General features: G+C 38.7%; 11 protein-coding genes. 3 read left to right on the top strand and 8 right to left on the bottom strand.

Annotation, left to right across the window (positions count from 1 at the left end):
- Positions 1–31: 31 nt before the first annotated feature.
- The 7 genes from H3Z85_05580 to H3Z85_05550 form a co-directional block, all read right to left on the bottom strand.
- Positions 32–610, bottom strand: a complete 579-nt coding sequence (locus H3Z85_05580; GenBank protein QPQ52885.1) for a hypothetical protein — start codon at positions 608–610, stop codon at positions 32–34.
- A 196-nt stretch (positions 611–806) separates the two neighbouring features.
- Positions 807–3152 (bottom strand): phospholipase C, phosphocholine-specific, encoded by a 2346-nt coding sequence (locus H3Z85_05575; protein QPQ52884.1) that lies wholly within the window; start codon positions 3150–3152, stop codon positions 807–809.
- 117 nt (positions 3153–3269) lie between these two features.
- Entirely contained in the window at positions 3270–4790 is a 1521-nt protein-coding gene (locus tag H3Z85_05570) for a SusD/RagB family nutrient-binding outer membrane lipoprotein (GenBank protein QPQ52883.1), read from the bottom strand.
- 19 nt (positions 4791–4809) lie between these two features.
- On the bottom strand, positions 4810–7968 hold the full coding sequence (locus H3Z85_05565) for a SusC/RagA family TonB-linked outer membrane protein (GenBank protein ID QPQ52882.1): 3159 nt from the start codon (positions 7966–7968) through the stop codon (positions 4810–4812).
- A gap of 190 nt (positions 7969–8158) precedes the next feature.
- Entirely contained in the window at positions 8159–9580 is a 1422-nt protein-coding gene (locus H3Z85_05560; protein QPQ52881.1) for an MBL fold metallo-hydrolase, read from the bottom strand.
- A 177-nt stretch (positions 9581–9757) separates the two neighbouring features.
- Positions 9758–11362, bottom strand: coding sequence for a hypothetical protein (locus H3Z85_05555; protein QPQ52880.1), 1605 nt, complete (start codon positions 11360–11362; stop codon positions 9758–9760).
- Between the two features lie 125 nt (positions 11363–11487).
- Positions 11488–12276 (bottom strand): SDR family oxidoreductase, encoded by a 789-nt coding sequence (locus H3Z85_05550; GenBank protein QPQ52879.1) that lies wholly within the window; start codon positions 12274–12276, stop codon positions 11488–11490.
- 442 nt (positions 12277–12718) lie between these two features.
- Here H3Z85_05550 and H3Z85_05545 point away from each other — a divergent pair, with 442 nt between their 5' ends.
- The 3 genes from H3Z85_05545 to H3Z85_05535 all read left to right on the top strand — a co-directional run bounded on the left by H3Z85_05545 (position 12719) and on the right by H3Z85_05535 (position 19095).
- Positions 12719–15607, top strand: a complete 2889-nt coding sequence (locus tag H3Z85_05545; protein ID QPQ52878.1) for a SusC/RagA family TonB-linked outer membrane protein — start codon at positions 12719–12721, stop codon at positions 15605–15607.
- 26 nt (positions 15608–15633) lie between these two features.
- The gene (locus tag H3Z85_05540; protein ID QPQ52877.1) at positions 15634–17139 is read left to right on the top strand and encodes a RagB/SusD family nutrient uptake outer membrane protein; all 1506 of its coding nucleotides are present in this window, start codon (positions 15634–15636) and stop codon (positions 17137–17139) included.
- Between the two features lie 129 nt (positions 17140–17268).
- Positions 17269–19095 carry an alkaline phosphatase gene (locus H3Z85_05535; GenBank protein QPQ52876.1) on the top strand — a complete coding sequence of 609 codons (1827 nt, stop codon included), beginning with the start codon at positions 17269–17271 and terminating at the stop codon, positions 19093–19095.
- 176 nt (positions 19096–19271) lie between these two features.
- Here the strand turns inward: H3Z85_05535 and H3Z85_05530 are convergent, their stop codons facing one another.
- Positions 19272–20255, bottom strand: coding sequence for a phosphatidylinositol-specific phospholipase C (locus H3Z85_05530; GenBank protein ID QPQ53841.1), 984 nt, complete (start codon positions 20253–20255; stop codon positions 19272–19274).
- Positions 20256–20395 lie beyond the last annotated feature (140 nt).

Raw genomic sequence — 20395 nt, 5'->3', positions numbered from 1 at the left:
CTTCAGGTTTGTTTTTAATGGTGAATTTCTTCTAGTTATCTGAAATCGTATAGGTAACAGTAGCTACGGTAGTTGCGGTTGCCTGTAAATCTGCATAGGCTGCAACTCCTCCCGGGCCACTACCCGGTGCAAGAGCATAGGTAAGATTGTGGCCGTTATTGGCACCGTTTCCCGTATAAGCACTTCCAATCCCTGAGATGATGGTCTGGTCAGCAGCACTTAATGTTAAAAGCCCTGCAGATGTTCCCAATGTACCACCTCCTGAGCCTGTAGCTGCCGCCGCAGTAACGTGGATATCAACTCCGGGGATAATGGCGTTCATTTTTACCGTTACATTACGGGTTGGGTCTGCAACAGATTTGATGGAAGAATAATTAAGCCACAGCGTAGTATTGGCCGCACTTGCTACAACAGGGTTTCCGGCTTCAGTTGGAGCTGTAAATCCTAAAGTAAGGTTTTTTGTAGCAGCAGGTTCAATGTCTACCAATGCAACTTCGGGAACAGAAATCGTGATCGTGTGGTTATCCGTGTTGGTATCCTGTGCACTCAGATTCCCGGATACGGCAACTGCGAATAATGACAATGCAATCGTTAAATTTAATTTTTTCATGATGCTGAGAATTAGTTAAGTGAATATAACAAAATTCGACATACTGTAAAAAAAATATCATATATTTTTTATATTGTTAAAAATAAGCAGTTTATATTTAAATATGATTGATGAATTATAAAGTGTGTTTTCCTTTGTTTAAAAGAAAATCCTGTACATTTTGTACAGGATCTTTTGTTGAGTTATATAATTTCAATTAATTCCAATGAGGATCGGATACTGAGATTTTTCCGGTTTCTATCCGTCCGGCAAAGTGCCAGATATGGCCTGCAAGGGTTACTTTCAAATCATACCAGCCTTTATTTTTGGTAAGATCTAAGATTATTTTCTCCTCTGTTTTTTTTAGAGGCACCTCCTTTTTATTTTTTTCGTACAGGTCTTCTATATTGATGGCCAAACCAGCTTTTTTATGATTTTTAAAGACCAGCTCAATCTGGTTTTTAGAAGGGTTATTGATGAATAATACTTCGCAGTCGGGAGTTGCATCTCCTTTAAATTTTCTGAAAAACCCGTTCGGTCCGAAAACCTCATAATCATATGCTCCGGACTGTACATCATGTGATAGTTCCTGCTGGGCATATAGGGCATAAGAAAAATGATAATGATCTGTATTCAGACGATTTTTGTCATAAAGTAATAATGGAACCCCATTATCTCTTAAGTTGGTCATTCTGATCTTACCATTGTCCAGATTCACATGGAAGTTATAAGGAAGAGGGTTGGATGGTTTTGTTCCTCTCTCCTGGATGTCGAGAAGCTGTTGATTCAGCTCATTTTCCGAATACCATTTCAGGTCTGGTACCGGTTTATTTTTCGCGGCATTAATGGTTTTGGCAAAATCTTTCTGATTTAAATAACCCATTTGGGGGACTTTCACATCAGGAGAATTAAAGGCCGACGTAAGATCCCCGCATATCGCTCTTCTCCAGTCACTGATATTGTCTACATGAACATTCTTTTTGAATTTTTTCATGATAAATTTCTCCAGAAACTGAAGTACTGACGTATGATCCGATACTTCTGAATTTACAAAACCTCCTTTAGTCCATGGAGAAGCAATAATCATAGGTACCCGGTAGCCCAGGCCTACTGTCCCTTCAATTTTTTCATGGCTTTGTAATGAAGGATCAGACATGTATTGTTGAGATTGGTCCACATATTCAACTCCTTCTCTTCCGTTCATATCTACGGGTTGGCTCGGGTTCATCGGAGGGGCAAATGGAAGGACATGGTCAAAATATCCGTCATTTTCATCGTAATTAATAATGAATATGGTCTTTTTCCACATTTCAGGATCTTTGGTAAGAATGTTTAATACCTCAGAAATGTACCATGCTCCATACCACGGCGATCCGGGATGGTCTGAAAAATGTTCAGGAGCTACCAGCCAGGAAACCAACGGAAGTTTTTTCTCCTCCACATCTTTTCTGAACTGAAAAAGCACATCACTTTTCGGGACGACAAGTCTTTCCCCATTTTCATCTTTTCCGATTTCAAGATTCCAGTAGTCGGGGTCATTCACATTGGTGGTAAAGGCTTTTTCGTGGAGGTTTTTCTCCGTTTGGGATAGTTTTGAATAATTATCCGGATGGTATTTCACCTGATCTTCCTGCAATTCGGAGATCATGGCTTCAAGTTTATCTTTTCTGTTGGGGTTCTTGGTGATTTCCTGTTTCAGATAAGTAATGATATTTGGAATATTCTGGTAATATCCTTTTGAAAATTTGACATTGTATTTTGAGAACCATTCAATAGGGTTGTCTGTAAAGTTGCTCAGCCAGGCTTCCTGTTCTCCGGACATTCCTTTCGGAAGACTGATTTCATTCTGATAGATACGCCATGATACCTGCTGCTCTTCTAAGATTTCCGGAAAGCTTTTCCATTTTGCCTGACGCGCTTTATCATAATCGATATTATCATTATAAACATTGGCTCTTACCTTTCCGTTTTGCTGTTCCCTTAAAGTCCCGGACCAATGAAAGAGTCTGTTCGGCGTGGTCCCTGTCAGTGAGGAGCAGAAATATTGATCAAAGATGGTAAAAGCATCTGCCAGCTGATAATAAAAAGGAAGGTCTTCACGGTTATAATAGCCCAGTGTAAGGGGAATTTTTTGATAATCTTTGTTTCCGGAAGCTTTTGCCTGAAGCCATTGGTCATATTTACCTTTATTTAAAGCTTTCTGTTGATTATCCCATGAGTGGGGAAGCGAGCTCATCCAGGTAGATTTAGTATTTCTGAGATCCAGCCGGGCAGGAGAAGCGTATTTACCGCTATTGTCTTTTTGAAAGAAAACAGAATGGCCGTCCTGTTTTACAAATGCTCTTTTATCCAAAAAGCCTCTGACTCCTTTAAGCGTACCAAAAGCATGATCAAAGGAACGGTTCTCCTGCATCAGAATGACAACATGCTCTGCATCGTAAAAAGTCGACCGGGCAACCGGTTCAATGGCCAAAGCTTTTAAAATAGCGGGGTGCAGAACGCTCGAAGTTCCTAATCCGGCCAATAAAATACTTGATTTTTCTAAAAATTCTCTTCTGTTCATGTGCAATCGTAATAAGAAAGAAACCGCAAGTTAATAGGATTTTCCTGCGATTTCTTTGTTTTTAAATAAAATAATCAGATTTTTTTCGAAAATCCTTTTTGTTGTTCTTTAATTTTTCTACTGCATCCACCAGGGTTTAGAATTGATATTATCGTTTCCTCCGTACTGAGTGGTAAGTGCAGCTTTTAAATTTGTACTGTTATAATTGTACTCCGACTGCGGATACCTGAATCTGAAAGGTGCCGGAACTCCCGATTTTAAAGGATAATTAGGATAACCTGTTCTCAGGTAATCATAATAAGAAGTCCATTGTGACTGGTGGAACATGGTCATGTATTTCTGAGTCATAATTTTCTCCAGCTGAGTCTGTAATGGTGCTGAATTATCAAATACCACCAAAGGTGTAGCCAGATATTGATTCACATCAAATCCTGTGAAATATTGTCCCGGGTTTTTAACATACGTTTGATAAAATGTGAAACTTGCTTTAATTCCGTTGTCATAATGCGTTTTTGCAGATCCTGAAATCCATCCTCTGGCAGCTGCTTCGGCAAGGATAAATTCAAGCTCCGGATAACTTAAAATTGAAGAAGGTTCATTCGTAGGATCTTTGTAGAAACGGTCATTTACCTTAGAAATATTTTTAGCAGTAATCAATGCCGCATTATCAGAATAAGATGACGTAGGATTCCCACCGTTGTAGCCACTGAAATCTGTGATGGCTTTTCCGGCTTCCTTGGCTCCTGTGGTCTGGGCAGCAAAGGTAAATAATCTAGGATCGTTTCGGTCTTTAAATAAGTTGATGAAATAATCAGCCATATATAAACTTGATCCGTATCCGCTGTTATTAAACATCGTGTACCTGCTGTCGGCAGCATCGGCAAATTTAAGTTCTCCGTTGTCTGAAATGGAAGTCATTAACGGTTGGCTTCCGGCAATAGATGCAAATTCTGTGGCAATGGTATAATTTCCCACACTTGTTTTTTTAGATAAAGTAATCAACACTTTCAGGCGGAATGAATTGATCAGTTTTTTCCATTTTGAAGCATCACCGTTGAAAATAATATCCCCTTCAATTTTATCGTTGGTATTGATAAGATCGTTGGCTTCCTTCAATTCTGATAAAATTCCGGACATAATGGCTTCCTGACTGTCGTACTTAGCTTGTGTAATGCCGGATTCTCCCTTTACCGCTTCGGAATATGGAGCGCTCCCTACTTTTAAACTTATCGTAAAGAAATGGTAAGCTCTTAACAACTTACCGATAGCTATATAGTTTTTATTATTTCTTTTTTCGGCCTCCTGCATCATTTTTACAGTATTCAGAAGTTCTCTGGTATACACTTCAAAGGAAGCATCATTCCACTTCATGTACTGGTACTTATTTTCCCCGTCGGTACCGATCATCATTCTAGAAGCATACATATTATCCGCATCTACCTGGAATGTATATTTTGAAACATAAGTCAGCAGATATTTAGGATCAATACTAGCCTGATCGTTAGGGTTTTCATTGATTTTATCAAGGTTGGATTCACATGAAGTCAATGCCAACACTCCTGCTGTAAATAATGCTGTGATGAGTCTTTTTATTTTTTTGCCTTTCTGTCCTTCTGTGTTGAATATATTATTTTTCATTGTAATATCGACTGTTAAATTAAAACTTAAGATTAAATCCGATTCCGAACCATCTGCTGGAAGGATCCTGAATATCATTGGTCGTATCCCCCGTTCTTCCTGATCTGATCTGGAAATCCGGGTCAGAATAAAGGTTTTTCGATTTTTTCCACATCGCAAGGTTGTAGGCTGAAATATTGGCTGTAAAGCTTTTCACCATTCCTTTAGGATTCAATAAATAGGAGAAGTCATATTCCAGTACTACCGATCTTAATTTGATGAAAGTTCTGTCGAATACATTTGCAAATTCTTCACTTTCATTTTGTGTTACTCTGGCCTGATACGGATAGTTCTGTGCCCAGTCCTGGAAGCTTATGGCCTTGGTATGCTGGGTATATTGCCCCGTTGCGGCGTTATAATTTACCCCATCCGGCACGAAATAATACGTTCCAGGATTAGCATACTCAAGATCTCTGTAGGCCACGGAATTCGGATGTTTTCCTCCCCACCACATTTTTTCAACGACCTGAGATCTCATGATCCCGCCAATACTTCCGTCGATTCCGATATTTAGGGTTAATTTTCTGTATTTGAATGAGTTGTTGATTCCAAATGTCCAGTCAGGATTAAAATGACCTAAGTTCGTTTGTGTATTTGCTCTTGTCGGCATTCCTGTATTGGCATCCAGGATAACTTTTCCGTCCGGAGATTTTTGCCATTCATAATCATAATAGCTGTCCATTCTTTCCCCCAACTTGATGTTGTTGTAGTTCGGCATATTGTTATAAATAGAAGTCAGCTTTTGCTCAAATGTACTCCAGTTGATCAATGTTTTCCACGTAAAATCAGTTGTTTTTACAGGAACCAAACCAAGAGAGATTTCAAATCCTTTTGTCGTATACTCGTTACCGTTTACATATTGAGAGATAAAACCGGATGATTCCGCACTCGGAAATTGCAGAATGTTGTTATAATCTAAAGTTCTGAAATACGTAGCATCCAGAGTAATTCTGTTGTTCAGGAAACCTGCACTCAGCCCCAGTTCATAAGATTTTGTCTGCTCCGGTTTTAAAGAGTTTTCTACATTAAGGATCGTTGGATAATAAAACGTGGGATTACCGTTAAAAGTAATTCCTTTATTGTTCAGATAATAATTTCTGATGGAATATGGCTGGAAGTCATAAGCCACTTTTGCCCATGACGCGGATACCTTCAGCAAATTAACAGCTTCCGGCATTTTTACCAGATTAGAAATGACAGTACTGATGGATGCAGAAGGGTAGAAGTAAGACCTGTTGGCCTTGGGAAGTGTGGAAGACCAGTCGTTACGTCCTGAGAAGTTGATGAAAAATGCATTGTACAAGCCAATATCGATTGTCGAATAAGCACTGTAGATCAATTTTTCTTTCAGGTATGTATAATTTTTAAGTGCTCCGATAGAATTGTCAAAAGAGTAGAGTTCCGGAACTTTTAAGCCGTCAGTAGATCTTTCATTCTTATTGTTTTTGTAATAGAAAGCAGAACCACCGGCATTGATCGTAAAGTCGAAGTTTTCTGATATTTTCTTTTTATAAGTAGCCAGAACATCGTAGTTTAGATTCCATGTTTTATTATCTTTCAGAATATAACCACCACTTCTTGGTGCATCGTAATTGAAATAGGAATAAGGACTTAATATTTCCGTTTTGCTGTGGTTTTCCACAATAGATATTTTCCCTTTTACAGAAAGATCCTGAGTGGCCTTATATTCAAGCCCAGTCTGAGCATTGATGATATTGGTTCTGTTTTGGTTTTTGTAATATTCAGCGCCGAACCATGGATTGTTGTACCATGCATAGTTCCAGTTGGCCTGTTGTCTGCCCTCCTGTCCCGGAACCCACATGTGATTCTTAAGGTCCTTTCCGTTCACATCACCACCCATCCATATCAGGATCGTATACATGTGTCCGCTTGGGTTGTAATCGTAGTTGGGAATATTTGGTGTAAAGGTCTGATTAAAGTTGAATTTGGTATCAAATATAAATTTCTCACCAAAATGGTTTTCAGAAGAGAAATTGACTCCATATTTCTGTAAGTATGAATTGGGAACCCTGTCATCATAATTCATGAAGTTTCCTGATAACCTGTAGACATCTTTATTATTTCTGTAGCTGACCGCAAAATTATTGTTGTTAATAACTGCGGGCTTCATGAATGTCTTTAAATTATCATGATATCTCCAGTCAATAGGGACCCTTTCGTATCTTGATTTGTCGTTATACTGCGTTCCGGAGACAGCACCATACCAGGGAATTGTCTGCCCTGTCACTTTATCTCGTATCGGGCTGTTCCATTGGGCAATTTGCAGACCAGGAACAAATTTTGGTCCCCAGATCATATCTCCGTCATTCACACCACCGTCTGCTCCGTCCCAGAATTCATATTTTCCATGGGAACCGTTTCCGTATTCGGTCTGTGTTTTCGGAAGGTTGGTAAACCCTCCTGTAATCATCGTATTTTGAGAAAATTCTATAGAAAATCCTTTCTTTTTAGCACTTTTAGTTGTGATCAGGATAGCTCCGTATCGGCCTCTTGAGCCATATAATGCGGAGGCTGTTGCTCCTTTCAGTACGTTGATATTTTCAATATTGTTCGGATCCAGGTTTTGGAAAACTTCTTTTTCTACGATAACACCGTCTATGACAAATACCAGATTTGAGTTTCCTCTTAATGTAAACTGCGGTGCCTGCTGCATTCCTGTCGGATTGGAAACATTCAGACCTGCAACCTGTCCCGAGAAAAGGTTTCCGATACTCGGAGTGGTGATGGTTTCAAATTGCTTGGTTCCCACTTCCTGTGTAGAATATCCGATTTTTTCTTTCTTTTTGGCAATCCCTAAAGCAGTAATTACCACACCTTCAATTTGCTTTTCATTCGTTTTCTTTAAGACAACTGAATACTGCCTTTTTGAAGAAACCTCCACAGTGTAAACAGAAAATTCAGGAGACATGAATTCAAGGATATCATTCGGATGAGCAGAAATAGTGAAATTTCCATTCTCATCTGTAGTCGCTGTCTTACCGGTATTTTTATCAGTAATGTTTACACCGGAAACACTTGAGCCGTTTTCAGATTTTACATTTCCCGAAATATTGATCTCCTGGGCAGTAAAATAGAGAGGAAGTAAAAAAACGGCAAAAGTAGCTAAAGTTCTCTTCATTTTTTTGAAGGCAAATTTAGCGGGACATTGTTACCAGTATTTTAAGGAGATATTAAAATAAAAATACGATTTAAATATTTTTTAACATACATAATTAACACAATTTTAAAGTGAAAAATATCTTTGGTATAGGTGTTTTTATTTTATTATATGTTTAAATAACTCCACGAATGCATTACTATAAATCTGATTATTTCATATGGATCACTTTATCAAAAGTGTTTTCAGATATAACGGCAAGACCATGATGTCCGATAATCTGCGTGAAGATTATCTTTTTCTGACGTAAAAAGGCGGAAAATTCTTTTGTAACCGCTATAGCCGGCGTGAGATACGAATCGGCAGGCAAAGACAGCAAATCTCCCTGATAGATCAGTTTTTCATCAGGAATATACAAAAATGACATTCCTTTGGCATGGCTGTTGGGAATTTCAAAAAATTCAAGGGTCTTCCGTCCATTTTGTAATCGTTTTTTACCATTAAAAACCATGAAATCTACCTTGCCGTTTTTATAGAGGCTGTTATCGGTATTGGACAGCATATCTGTAACGGGCTGTTTCATGCTTTCTGTACAGATAATGCTTGCCCCTTCTCTTACAAGCTGGGCAATACCTGCGATATGGTCATTATGGAAATGAGAAAGATGAACATATTTGACAGGAATACCCGGTAAGGTCGTATGTATGACTTCAAGGATTGATTGGGCAGTTGATGAAGATACTGGCGCTTCAGTAAGAACTATATAGGTTCCCATATTGACAAACAGTACATTTCGGTCACCATCTACATTTTCAATCAGGTAAATATCTTTGGCAAGGTTTTTTGCTGAAAGTTTTGGGGATTGTTCGGTAACAGATTTGTACCCCGCCGGAAAATCAAAAACTTTTTTATCAATTCCTTTATTATATCTGAACGAGGTTAATGAGTCGGAGTAAACAAGGGTTCCATTGCGCTCCAGACTGCTTTTCCTGGCTATCATTAATCCGTCAGTGGATGAATAATCGTCAAAGCGTTGGATCAGAGTATCTTGGCCCTGTGTTTTGGATATTTTCTTCAGGAGAAAAGTATTTTTGTCAAACAGATACTCTTCTGTACCTGCTGAGGTCTTTCTGGAAATAATGAAATCTTTTTCTTCTGCAAGTAAAGACTCATCTTTGCTATCCGAAAGTAATTGTTTTAGGATGAAATAGGGAAAAGCATTTAATAAAGCATTCTTTCTGTTATTAAAAGATGATGAGCCCAGATTGATAAGGTCTCTTCCGGTTCTGCTTCCAATTCCGTCATACACATAATAGGTGCTATCCCGTCCTAGTCTGTAAGTATTAAATAAGTAACCGCCGGGATAATGATTTTGGGTATGATGCAGAAAGCGATTTTCTTTCCTGTCAAAACTAAGAAAAAATGAGTCTTTTTCAGGCATAGGATTGCTGAAGTCATATCCCTGCCATTTATCCAGGTTCATTCTTATAGTGGTATATTCAAAATTATCTATCGTTTCCCAATTTCCCAGTGCTTTCATACTTTTTTGAAGGAACAGGGAGGTACTTTGCGCAGAGGTAGCAATTGAAAAGCTTAGACACAATCCGATGATCAATGAAATTTTAGTTTTCATAACACATTTAATTTACTTTTTTTCATTGTGTCTTTAGGCAAATGTAAATAATTTTTATCGTAAATACTTGTAATATTTTGATTTTTGGGACGTTAAGGTTTGGGTTTACATCAAATACCCTTTTTACCTGATATTTATACCAGCTCGAAAATAAAGAATCTTTTATTATCTGGAAGATTAGAAACGGCTCAGAATTCCCCAATGGATTTTGATGTCATTGAACTTGAAAGGATTTCCAAATTCATTACCGTTTGACAGCTGGAAACTCATCAGACCAATAGGGATAAAGAAATTAAAACCGAGCCCGACGCTATAAAGTTTGGGCTTTACATTAAGAGATTTATTGTTGAGTTGCCCATATTGCCCAAAAAGGTCAAAAAAGGCCTGGCTGCCGATAAGATACCGGTATTCCAGACTGCCGTAATAATAAAAATCGGCGGCGAGAGAGTTTTCATTGAAGCCCCGCATAGAATTCCAGCCTCCGAAACGGTATAATTCGTTGGCGGAAAATTCCATTTTAGAATCCATCAGGGCACCTTCACCTTTGATGTTAAGGAAATGATTACCTGAAATATGATAGTTGTGCTCCCCGAAGAAATAGAACTGGTTTTGTCTTGATTTGATATTGCCTTTTGTATAGGTTGTTGTTAAAAAATCGTAGCCGACATTGATCTTTGTTTTATACATAAACAAATCAATATCCGTAGGTTCCGTCATCTGATACCAGATTCCGATCCCTCTTTTGTTGTAATCTTTTCCCGCTGCATACAGAGAATCCATAATCGTAGAAGTTTCCAACGTAGCTCTGAAACCTATTTTGTTTCTGTTGTTGATATGATAGTAAAACGCAGGAAGGAATTTTACATTGGCGAATGTTGAATCCTGCCTGTAAATATTCACTTTGGCATTCATCCCGACATTCGATTTGAAAAGATAGGGAATGTCCACCTGAAGGTCGAACGTCTGCCCTCTGTCGGGGTTTCTCTGCCAATATAAGCTGATCGCTTCAAAACCATTGAACATATTCCGGAAATTGACATTCATCGTCCCGTTTAAGGTAAATTTATCCTTTTTATCATTTCCAAAGCCGATTACCCCGTCAAAAGTATTGGTCTTCTTCTTTTCCAAAAACAGATAAATATTGGTAGAATCTTTGGTGAAAAGTGTTTGTGGTTGCCTTTCCAGGGTCAGGAACGGGTGACTCTGGAAGTTTTTGTTGATGGCCAGAAGGTTTTTATCATCGTAGGTTTTCCCTTTAAACTCCTTTTCCAGATTTTTGATAAATCTTTTGGGAACTTTTTCGTAACCTTTTACTACAAATCCGTCGATCGTTCTTTTATCATTTTTATTGATGTCCAGTTCTACGATAGGGAAACCATTTTTCTGACCTTTGTATTTGGATTTGATTCTGCTGAAAGAATATCCGTCATCAATATAAAACTTGTTGATACTTTTCTTCGTAGAGTCCAGATTTTTGGTGAAAAAGTCTTTCTGAATTTTTAACTTTTGAACGATATCCTGTGATAGATCCACATACGTCTGATTAAAATTTTTCCCTTTATCAAAAAATATTTCCGTGCTGTCACCTTTTACTCTTACGTCCTTCAGTTGAGTAAAGAAATAATTATTCTGAGCCAGAGAGTCCAGAAACTTTACCGCAGATGTCGAGTCTTTTACTTTTTTTCTGACTTTGGTTTCCGTGTCAATCAGCCAATACTGTTTTTTCTGCGCTTGTACAAAAACGCAGAAGACAACAAAAAATATTTTCAGAAATAATTTCAATGCTAATTTTATTTAAATCATTAAGAATGAAGTGGCATCGTGATCAATCATTCTCAGCTTAACGGTGAAGCCATTTTTGCCTTAATGGTTTAAATACAGTTAATAATTTTTTTAAATAACTGAAACTAGTCCAGTTTATTATATTTCTTCATTAAATTCTCATACATTCCCTGTGGAAGAATCCATTTCAAAGGAACTCCGATTTTCTGCCCGAATTTACCAAAATAATAATGAGCTTTCCATGTATTTTTTGACAGAAGCTTTTCAATATAGGCCGCTACTTCTCCAGGATCAGTTCCATCATCTACATGTGAGTTCATAAGGGAATATACTTTGTTGAAAACACTTTTATAAGGTTCAGAAACCTGAGCGATTACTCTGTTTTCTGCGATGTTGGTTTTAATATCTCCTAAATGAAGTGAGCAAACCTCAATATTCCATGGGTATACTTCATACCTCATCGCTTCAGTGACTTTATCCAGCGCTGATTTTGAAGCCGAATAAAATCCCCGGAAAGGCAATCCCATTTCACTTCCGATACTGGAAATATTAATGATCTTACCGAATTTATGTTCACGCATGGTTGGCATGACCGCGCTCATCATCTGAACGGAACCTGCCAGATTCAGGCTGAATAGCTTTAAAATATCTTCTTTGGTAGAATCTTCCACTGCACCCACCATACCCATTCCGGCATTGTTGATCAGAACGTCAATTCTGCTCTCTGTTTGCAGAACTTCTGCGATCGCATTTTGTACAGCAGTATTGTCGGTAACATCTGTCGGGATAGATTTGAAATACTGGCTGTCCGTATGTTTTCTGCTTAAGCCATATACCTGGTGTCCTTTTTTACCAAAATATTCGGCCAGTGCAAATCCGATCCCTGATGAGGTTCCTGTAATGATAATGGTCATTTAATCTGTATGATTTTAATTTCAGCAAATGTAAAAAAAGAAAAATGAACTCTGTTATTTATTATATCTGAAAATGATTCAATCCAATATGTATACGTTTCACTATTTACGAAGGTATTGTTATGGCCGGTTTCAAAAATAGTGTAAAGATAAAAGCTTGATAAAAACAGGGAAGTATTGATGATGTGGCAGAACGGGACCGTGTTTTTTATTATACTATTTCTGTTTCAAACTTAAAATAAACTTAACATACAACAAAAGGTCTGATTAAAACAGAATTACTACTTTATCTGTTTATTGTGCTGGAAAACAGTATTTTAATTTATTGCGTTGAGAGGCTTTGTTCGAACAAAGCTAAAATTTCTTAATAAAAACATAAGAAAATCTTAATGAAGTCCGGGGAGAGGCTGTTCTAATTTTGCATCTAATTAAAAAGGATGTCATGAATGTATTTAAAGTCCCGGTTTCAGTAAGTTATCTCACTGGCAGGGTATTACTTATTGGTGCAATATCAGCTTCACCGATGTTCCTCTCACAAAAAAACGACAGTATTAAAGAAAAATCCATCGATGAGGTTGTCGTTGTTGGATACGGAACCCAGAAAAAAAGTAAGGTATCCGGTGCTGTGGCAGAGGCTTCACTGGATAAGCTCAGTTCAAGATCTTTATCAGGAGTAGGAGAAGTCCTTCAGGGAAAAGCTCCTGGTGTAACGGTCGTCAACGAAGGAGGAGATCCTAACGGGGTACCCAAAGTGAATATCCGTGGTCTCGGTGGAGTAAATGGAGAAACTCCGTTGTACGTAGTGGATGGTGTTGTTTTCAACGGAACACCCAATATTAATCCAAATGATATTCAGGATATCTCTATACTTAAAGATGCCTCAGCAGCGATCTACGGAGCAAGGTCTTCAGGTGGTGTTATCCTTATTACTACAAAAAGAGGTAAGAAAGGAGCGTTAACGGTAGATTTTGATGTTAAATACGGAATTAATCAAGCCTGGAGGTTAAAGGAGTCTTTGAATGCAGCAGAATTCCAGAATGTAATGCGCCAGGCTTATGAAAATGCCGGAAAACTGAGCAGCCTTCCGATGGCCTTCAACGCAGATAAGTATACTGACGGAGGAATCACCAGAACCAATTGGATGAATGAGATTTTCCGTACGGGAACGATCCAGGAATACAATGTCAATCTGAGCGGAGGAAGTGAAAAATCCAGATTTTTTGTAGGAATGAACCACAGGAATCTTGAAGGTATCCTTTTAAATACTCAGGCAAAACGATATAACTTCAGAGTCAATTCCGAACATAAAGTAAAAGACTGGTTGACGATCGGTGAAAATATGTATTACAGTTACTCTGACGGCAATACGGCAAACACGAAGAATGGGTATACAGGTGCACTAGTTGCTGCCATGTATTATCCGCCCAACGTTTCCGTATACACTCCTACAGGTGCGTTTTCCGGTCTTCCAATCGATGTGGCCGGTGGATACGGAGATATGATCAATCCTGTTGCTTACCTTAAAAGGATCAGTATTCAGAATCCTACCCATGAGATACTGATCAATCCTTACATAGAAGTTTCCTTAGCAAAAGATTTAAAGTTCCGTTCCAATTTTTCCCAGACATTTAAACTGGGAAATATAAAGGAATTTACTTCCAGAGTGCTGGAGGTTGGAAAAATATTTGATACCAATAGCCTGGAATATCAATCCAACAATATATCCACTTCTCTTGCCGAGCAGCTTCTTACTTATAAATTTTCGCTGGGTAAACATAATTTTGACGCTCTCGCAGGATTCACTTTCCAGAAAACAACTGAAGATGGCTTCAGGGCAAAAGCCTTTGATTTCAGAAGTGAAGCCGAAGTTTTCAGATATCTTCAAAATTCGGCAGATACCAACAAGGAAGTATATAGTTATAAATACAGACAGGCACTGACGTCTTACCTGGCAAGAGTTAATTATGACTATGCAGGAAAATATATCATCAGTTTGCTGGGAAGAAGAGACGGTACCTCCTTGGTAGCAAAACAAAACCACTTTGCCAATTACTATTCCGTTTCTGGAGGATGGGTGGCCTCCAAAGAGAATTTTATGAACGAAATTTCCTGGCTTTCCAATCTTAAGCTAAGAGGAAGCTATGGGATCTTGGGAAACCTTGGTGGTGTTTCTTTCCAGGCAGTAAATCCACTGATGATAAGAGATAACAATATTATTTTCGGGCAGGATCCGACGCAGAATATTGCTTACTATGCGACCACAAAACCTAATCGGGATTTGAAATGGGGTAAATCCGAGCAGACGAACTTCGGAGTGGATGCTTCTTTCTTCCATAACAGTCTTTCCCTTCAATTCGATTATTTTGTTAAAAAATCCACACATCAGATCTTCAATGTTAACCTTTCAAGTACGGAACTGTATATTGACCGATATCTCAATGCCGGATTGTTTCAGGATAAGGGATATGAATTGGGAATCAATTATAACGGCAAAAGCAAAGGAGATTTTACTTACTCAATCGGGGCAACTATTAGTCAACTAAAAAATACGGTGAAACAATTGGCTGGTGTAGACGAGATCTTTGTGAGCAGTAATAATGTGAGAGGAGTCTTGAAACCGACCCGTATAAAAGTGGGCGAATCTCTTTACTCATACTATGGCTACAGAACCGGCGGAATTTTCCAGACCCAGGCAGAAATAGACAATTATAAGGATGCCAATGGTAACCTTATTCAGCCCAATGCGAAGCCGGGAGATATTAAATTCCTGAAAAAAGACGGAAATACCGGAACATTAAATAATAATGATTTCGTAAACCTGGGGAACCCTTATCCTAAATTTTCTTACGGATTGTCCTACAATATGACATGGAAGAATTTTGACCTCAACCTATTCTTCCAGGGAGTCTATGGAAATAAAATATTCAACGGATTGAAATTTATTTCACTAAACCCGGGTGGAACAGGGCAGAATTATAATATGGACAGAGATATCCTGAACGCATGGACGCCTCAGAATACCAACACCAATATTCCAAGACTAATGCAGGGGGATCCGGGTGGTAACTACTCTAAAGTATCGGATTTTTATGTGGAAGACGGTTCTTATTTAAGATTAAAAAACCTTACAGTAGGATACTCGCTCCCGGGAGAACTTTACAAAAAACTGGATGTGAATAAAATCAGAGTGTACGTTACCAGCAATAACCTGTTTACCATTACCAAATATACAGGCTTCGATCCTGAGGTGGGAATGGAAACCTATGGCGTTGACACCGGAAGATATCCGCAGGCCCGTTCATTTATTTTCGGACTTGAAGTCGGGTTTTAATCTAAAACAATTTAAAAAGTAAAAAGATGAAAATTTTCAATAGAATATTAATAATAACAGGGCTATCTGCATCATTGTTATCTTGTACCAACGAATTGGATATACAGCCGGAAGGAACTCCAACAGAAGCCAGTTTCTGGAAAACTGAAAATGACCTGATTACCGGAGCCAATGCAATGTACAAGCCACTTTCAGACAGTGAGTTTTACGGAAGAGGGTTTTTCTGGTTCATCAATGCCAGCGATGATATGGTAACGGGTAGATCAAAAAGTGAAGCGGATAATGTGAAGAATTTCAGCAGCAATTATATCGCTGCCGGAGATCTGGAAACCCAGTGGAACAAGAGATATACAGTAATTGGGGTGGCGAACCGCGTTATCCGTAATGTTAATAATATCCAGGCATCACAGGCGGTTAAAAATAAATACTTGGGAGAAGCGCTGTTTATGAGCAGCAGAATGTACTTTGAATTAGCATACAGCTACGGAAATGAAAAAGCAGGTATTCCCATTGTAGACCGTACCAAAGAGCCGGACGGTCCGACTCCAAGAGCAGCCAATGTGATGGAAAACTACAAATTCATTGTTGAAGACCTTAAAAAAGCAGCAGTATTACTGCCAAGCCAGGCAGAGCTTCCGGCCAAAGATTACGGGAGACCTCATAAGGCCGCAGCATGGGCACTTTTGGCAAAAGTATATTTATTCATGAAAGACTGGCAGAATGCAGCCTTTTGGGCGAATGAGGTCATGACTAAAGGCAATAGAAATCTGCTGAACAATTATGCAGATGTTTTCAAAGCCGAAAATAATTACAGTTCAGAATATATCTGGTCAGTTCCAAGTACTCCTAAATTTAACTCTGTGGGAAGTATCCTTCCTGGAGTTATGCTTGAGAACAAAGGTTGGGGAGAATATAACGGATGGGGGTATTTCCAGCCCACGAAAGAACTATATGATGAGTATGAAGCCGGAGACCTCAGAAGAAATACAACCGTTCTGAAACTTGGAGATAAGTTTACATTTAACGGAACAGAAAGAACATATGCTTCTTCCAACTCGCTCACAGGATATCAGTTCAATAAATATATGGATGCCTTCAAATATCCATTGAGCAGCGGCCACGTGAGTGCCAACGGAGATTATCCTTGTACAGATCTTGCTGTTCCGATTATGCGTTATGCAGAGGTGATTCTTATCAAAGCTGAAGCCTTGCTGATGTCCGGAGGAAATGCGGATCAGGAGATCAATATGATCAGAACCCGCGCAGGCCTGGCTCCAAAGACCGGCTGTACAATGGCAGATCTGAAACACGAAAGACGTTGTGAACTGGCAGGAGAGTGGGCAGACCGTCACAGAGACCTTGTACGTTGGGGGGATGCTCAGGCTACCTATGCAAAACCTTTACATGGGATCAACGGACAGGTGGTATGGGCTGCCAGAAATTTTAATCCTTCCGTACATAATGTTTGGGCGGTGCCGCAAGCAGAGATTGTAAACAGCTACGGAATCATTAAACAAAACGAAGGTTGGTAAAAAATCAGCCCAATATATTACCCTCTATATCATTGCAGAATCTCTGCAATGATATAGTTTTTTACACGTATGATAAAGCATTTGCGCCAAACATTTTATCAGCGCGACCAAGACCATAAAAATAAACGAATGAAATTATCAAAAATACTAGTGGTAATGGCCTTAGCCGTTTTTACTGAAAGTCAGGCTCAGAATTATTTGAATTACAATGTAGGAAATGCTCACTCCCACAACGACTATATGCAGGAAATTCCTTTCTGGCAGGCATATTATGCTAATTTTGGATCTGTTGAAGCAGATGTTTTCCTGGTAAAAGGAAAGCTTTGGGTAGCCCATACCGAAAAGGAACTTTCACCAGATAGAACCCTGGAAAGTCTTTATCTTGACAATATTTCAAAACAGATTAAACTGAACAAAGGAAGTATATATGCTGATAAGACTAAAAAACTGCAATTACTGATTGATATCAAACAGGATTATAAATCATCGTTGACAGCTTTGGTCGCAACTTTAAAGAAGTATCCTGAAATTACAGGAAATTCAGGAGTTAAAATGGTGATTACAGGAGGAAGGCCGCAACCCGGTGATTTTAGAAATTATCCCAGCTATCTGTATTTTGATGGCGATCTTGATAAAAACTATACCACTGACGAGTTGAAAAGAATCGGAATGTTCAGTGCCGATTTACCCGGACTAGTGAAATGGAACGGAAAAGGGATTCCGAGAGATGAAGAAACAGCAAAAATAAAAGCAGCTGTTGAGCGGGCGCATACACAGCAGAAACCGATGCGGTTTTACGGAGCTCCGGATTTTCCCAATGCGTGGGTAAACCTAATGGATATGGGAGCAGACTACATCAATACAGACCATATTCCGGATCTCAAAAAATTCATGAATACAATTCCGAAGAATTTCTACAAGAATACGAAGGAATATACGACCTATACTCCCACTTATAAGACCGATGGAGTAAGCAAAAAAGTGAAGAATGTAATTCTGCTGATTCCGGACGGTACCTCTTTGCCGCAATATTATGCAGCCTTCACGGCAAATAAAGGAAAACTGAATGTATTTAATATGAAATCAACAGGTTGGTCTAAAACCAATTCGTCGAATGCATACATTACAGATTCCGCACCGGGTTCCACCGCATTTGCAACCGGAGTGAAAACCAAAAATACATTTGTAGGAGTTGATAACGCCGGGAAAGCTTTAGCACAAATCCCCGATATTATTGCGGCTAAAGGAATGGTTTCAGGGCTGATCTCAACTGGGGATGTGACAGATGCCACGCCTGCAGATTTTTATGCGCATTCGGACAACAGAAACAGTTCAGAACCTATCCTGAAAGATTTTGCCACTTCCAAAACAAAAATCCTGATCGGAGGACCTACCAGCGGATTAACCCCGGAAGCAGAACAGAAATTGAAGGAAGCCAAAGTAGATCTCTACCGTGATCTGAAATCAGTGGAAAAAATAAATAACCGTACCCTGATCATTGATCCTTTAGCATCACAAAGAATCAGCAATGGGAGAGGGAACTGGCTGTCCGACGCTTTTGATCTTACGCTTAATGATCTTAAATCAAATAAAAAAGGTTTTTTTATGATGATTGAAGCTTCCCAAACTGATGGAGGCGGACACAGCAATAATATAGAGCAACTGGTTACCGAATTATTAGACTTCGATCATGTCGTAGGAAAAGCCATGAAATTTGCCGATGAAAATAAGGAAACACTGGTCATTGTTGTCGGAGATCATGAAACAGGTGGACTAACGCTCCTTGACGGAAGTCTGGAGGAAGGTTGGGTATTCGGAAATTTCAGTACCAATGACCATACTTCAATTCCTTCGAGTGTTTTTGCGTATGGGCCAAATTCTAAAGAATTTACAGGATTATTTGAGAATACAGAAGTCTTTAATAAAATTCTTGCCGCTTACGGGATTGAGAAATAATTTATCAAGTAATTTAAAGTGGATAAAAAATAGGTAGCTCTTTACTAAGAGTTATATTCTACTTTAATCAATTACGTTTTTAAATTTGCATTCAATGGTTTTGTAAACCACTGATAACACAGGCTGCCTCAGCAATGAGGCAGCCTGTTTTTGAAAATATCTGGCGATTAAATAACTCAGAAATTGGTTTTTACAATCAGTTCGGATAATTCTGCATTCACAAAATCAATAGGCATTACTCCAAAAGATCCTTTTGTATTATTCTGAAAGAATGTTTTAAGCCTTGGATTAATATTATTCGAAACCGTAGGAATACTAGGAATACCAAAGATCCCCGGTTTATACCCGCTCGTGAAATTGATATAAAGTTTGTTGCTGCTGTCGTTTTTAGCCTCATTCAGTAATCCGGAGATTCCGTTCCACTTATCGTCATTGTTTGTTACTTTATAATAATCCTGAACCCTTAATGCAGCTCCCGGATTGTTGATGTCAAATGTTGTGTTATCTGCCCACGACGTAGCACTGATTCCTTTGGCTGTTTCAGCAGAGAACCTTCTTAGCAATCTTATTTTTCCCCTTACCTCTCCAAGCGTTGGAATATTCGTTCCAAGGTTCCATTTTGATTCATTTTTCTGAACATAAGAATCAAAGGTCTTTTCAAAAGTTCTGGTGTTATTAGACGGCTCATGTTCTTCTTTTACAGACATGATGATGGTTTCCGACGGATGGCTGTTTAAAAAAGCATAGCAGGCATTAAGTACATCATCAAAATTTAACTTCTGATAAATAGCTCCGTGATGAATGGTAAAAGAATTGTCAATATGTCTGCAACGGATATCGAGAAAACGTACTCCCGCATTCAGCTGTTCTGCAATGCTGAGGTCTTGTGTTTTCGCTGTACCTGATACAACCGGGGCGTCAATACGTGCTCCTGAATCATGTGTTCCGGGAATTGAAATTTTTGAAATAGAAATATTATCCTGGAGACCGGCCATCCAGCTGTTCATCTCAAGAGGAAGTAAAGACGCTTTGCCTATAAGTTTTGCGGAAGATGCCAGAACAGTTTCATGAGAGTCTCTTTCAGTGATACTGTCATTTGAACAGGAAAAGAATACGGTAGCGGTAGCAATACCCAATGTAATGGACGTAAAACGTCTCATGTTTAATTTGAACATAGTTTTTTCATATTTTTATTGTAACCTAAAAATAAGAATATATCAAATTACGAGGAGTTAATTTAATTTTAAAAGATAATTAAGTTGTTGAAAATAACGGATTGGGAGCCGGCAGCAAAAAAAAT

Origin of the sequence: Chryseobacterium indologenes (assembly GCA_016025055.1) — a bacterium.
Lineage (GTDB): Bacteria > Bacteroidota > Bacteroidia > Flavobacteriales > Weeksellaceae > Chryseobacterium > Chryseobacterium indologenes.
This window is presented reverse-complemented; position numbering and strand designations above follow the sequence as displayed.

Bases quoted from the DNA above. Each gene is read 5' to 3' on its own strand.
- H3Z85_05540 (QPQ52877.1), top strand. From the start codon at position 15,634: ATGAAAATTTTCAATAGAATATTAATAATAACAGGGCTATCTGCATCA.
- H3Z85_05565 (QPQ52882.1), bottom strand. From the start codon at position 7,968: ATGAAGAGAACTTTAGCTACTTTTGCCGTTTTTTTACTTCCTCTCTAT.
- H3Z85_05535 (QPQ52876.1), top strand. From the start codon at position 17,269: ATGAAATTATCAAAAATACTAGTGGTAATGGCCTTAGCCGTTTTTACT.
- H3Z85_05560 (QPQ52881.1), bottom strand. From the start codon at position 9,580: ATGAAAACTAAAATTTCATTGATCATCGGATTGTGTCTAAGCTTTTCA.
- H3Z85_05550 (QPQ52879.1), bottom strand. From the start codon at position 12,276: ATGACCATTATCATTACAGGAACCTCATCAGGGATCGGATTTGCACTG.
- H3Z85_05580 (QPQ52885.1), bottom strand. From the start codon at position 610: ATGAAAAAATTAAATTTAACGATTGCATTGTCATTATTCGCAGTTGCC.
- H3Z85_05570 (QPQ52883.1), bottom strand. From the start codon at position 4,790: ATGAAAAATAATATATTCAACACAGAAGGACAGAAAGGCAAAAAAATA.
- H3Z85_05530 (QPQ53841.1), bottom strand. From the start codon at position 20,255: ATGAGACGTTTTACGTCCATTACATTGGGTATTGCTACCGCTACCGTA.
- H3Z85_05575 (QPQ52884.1), bottom strand. From the start codon at position 3,152: ATGAACAGAAGAGAATTTTTAGAAAAATCAAGTATTTTATTGGCCGGA.
- H3Z85_05545 (QPQ52878.1), top strand. From the start codon at position 12,719: ATGAATGTATTTAAAGTCCCGGTTTCAGTAAGTTATCTCACTGGCAGG.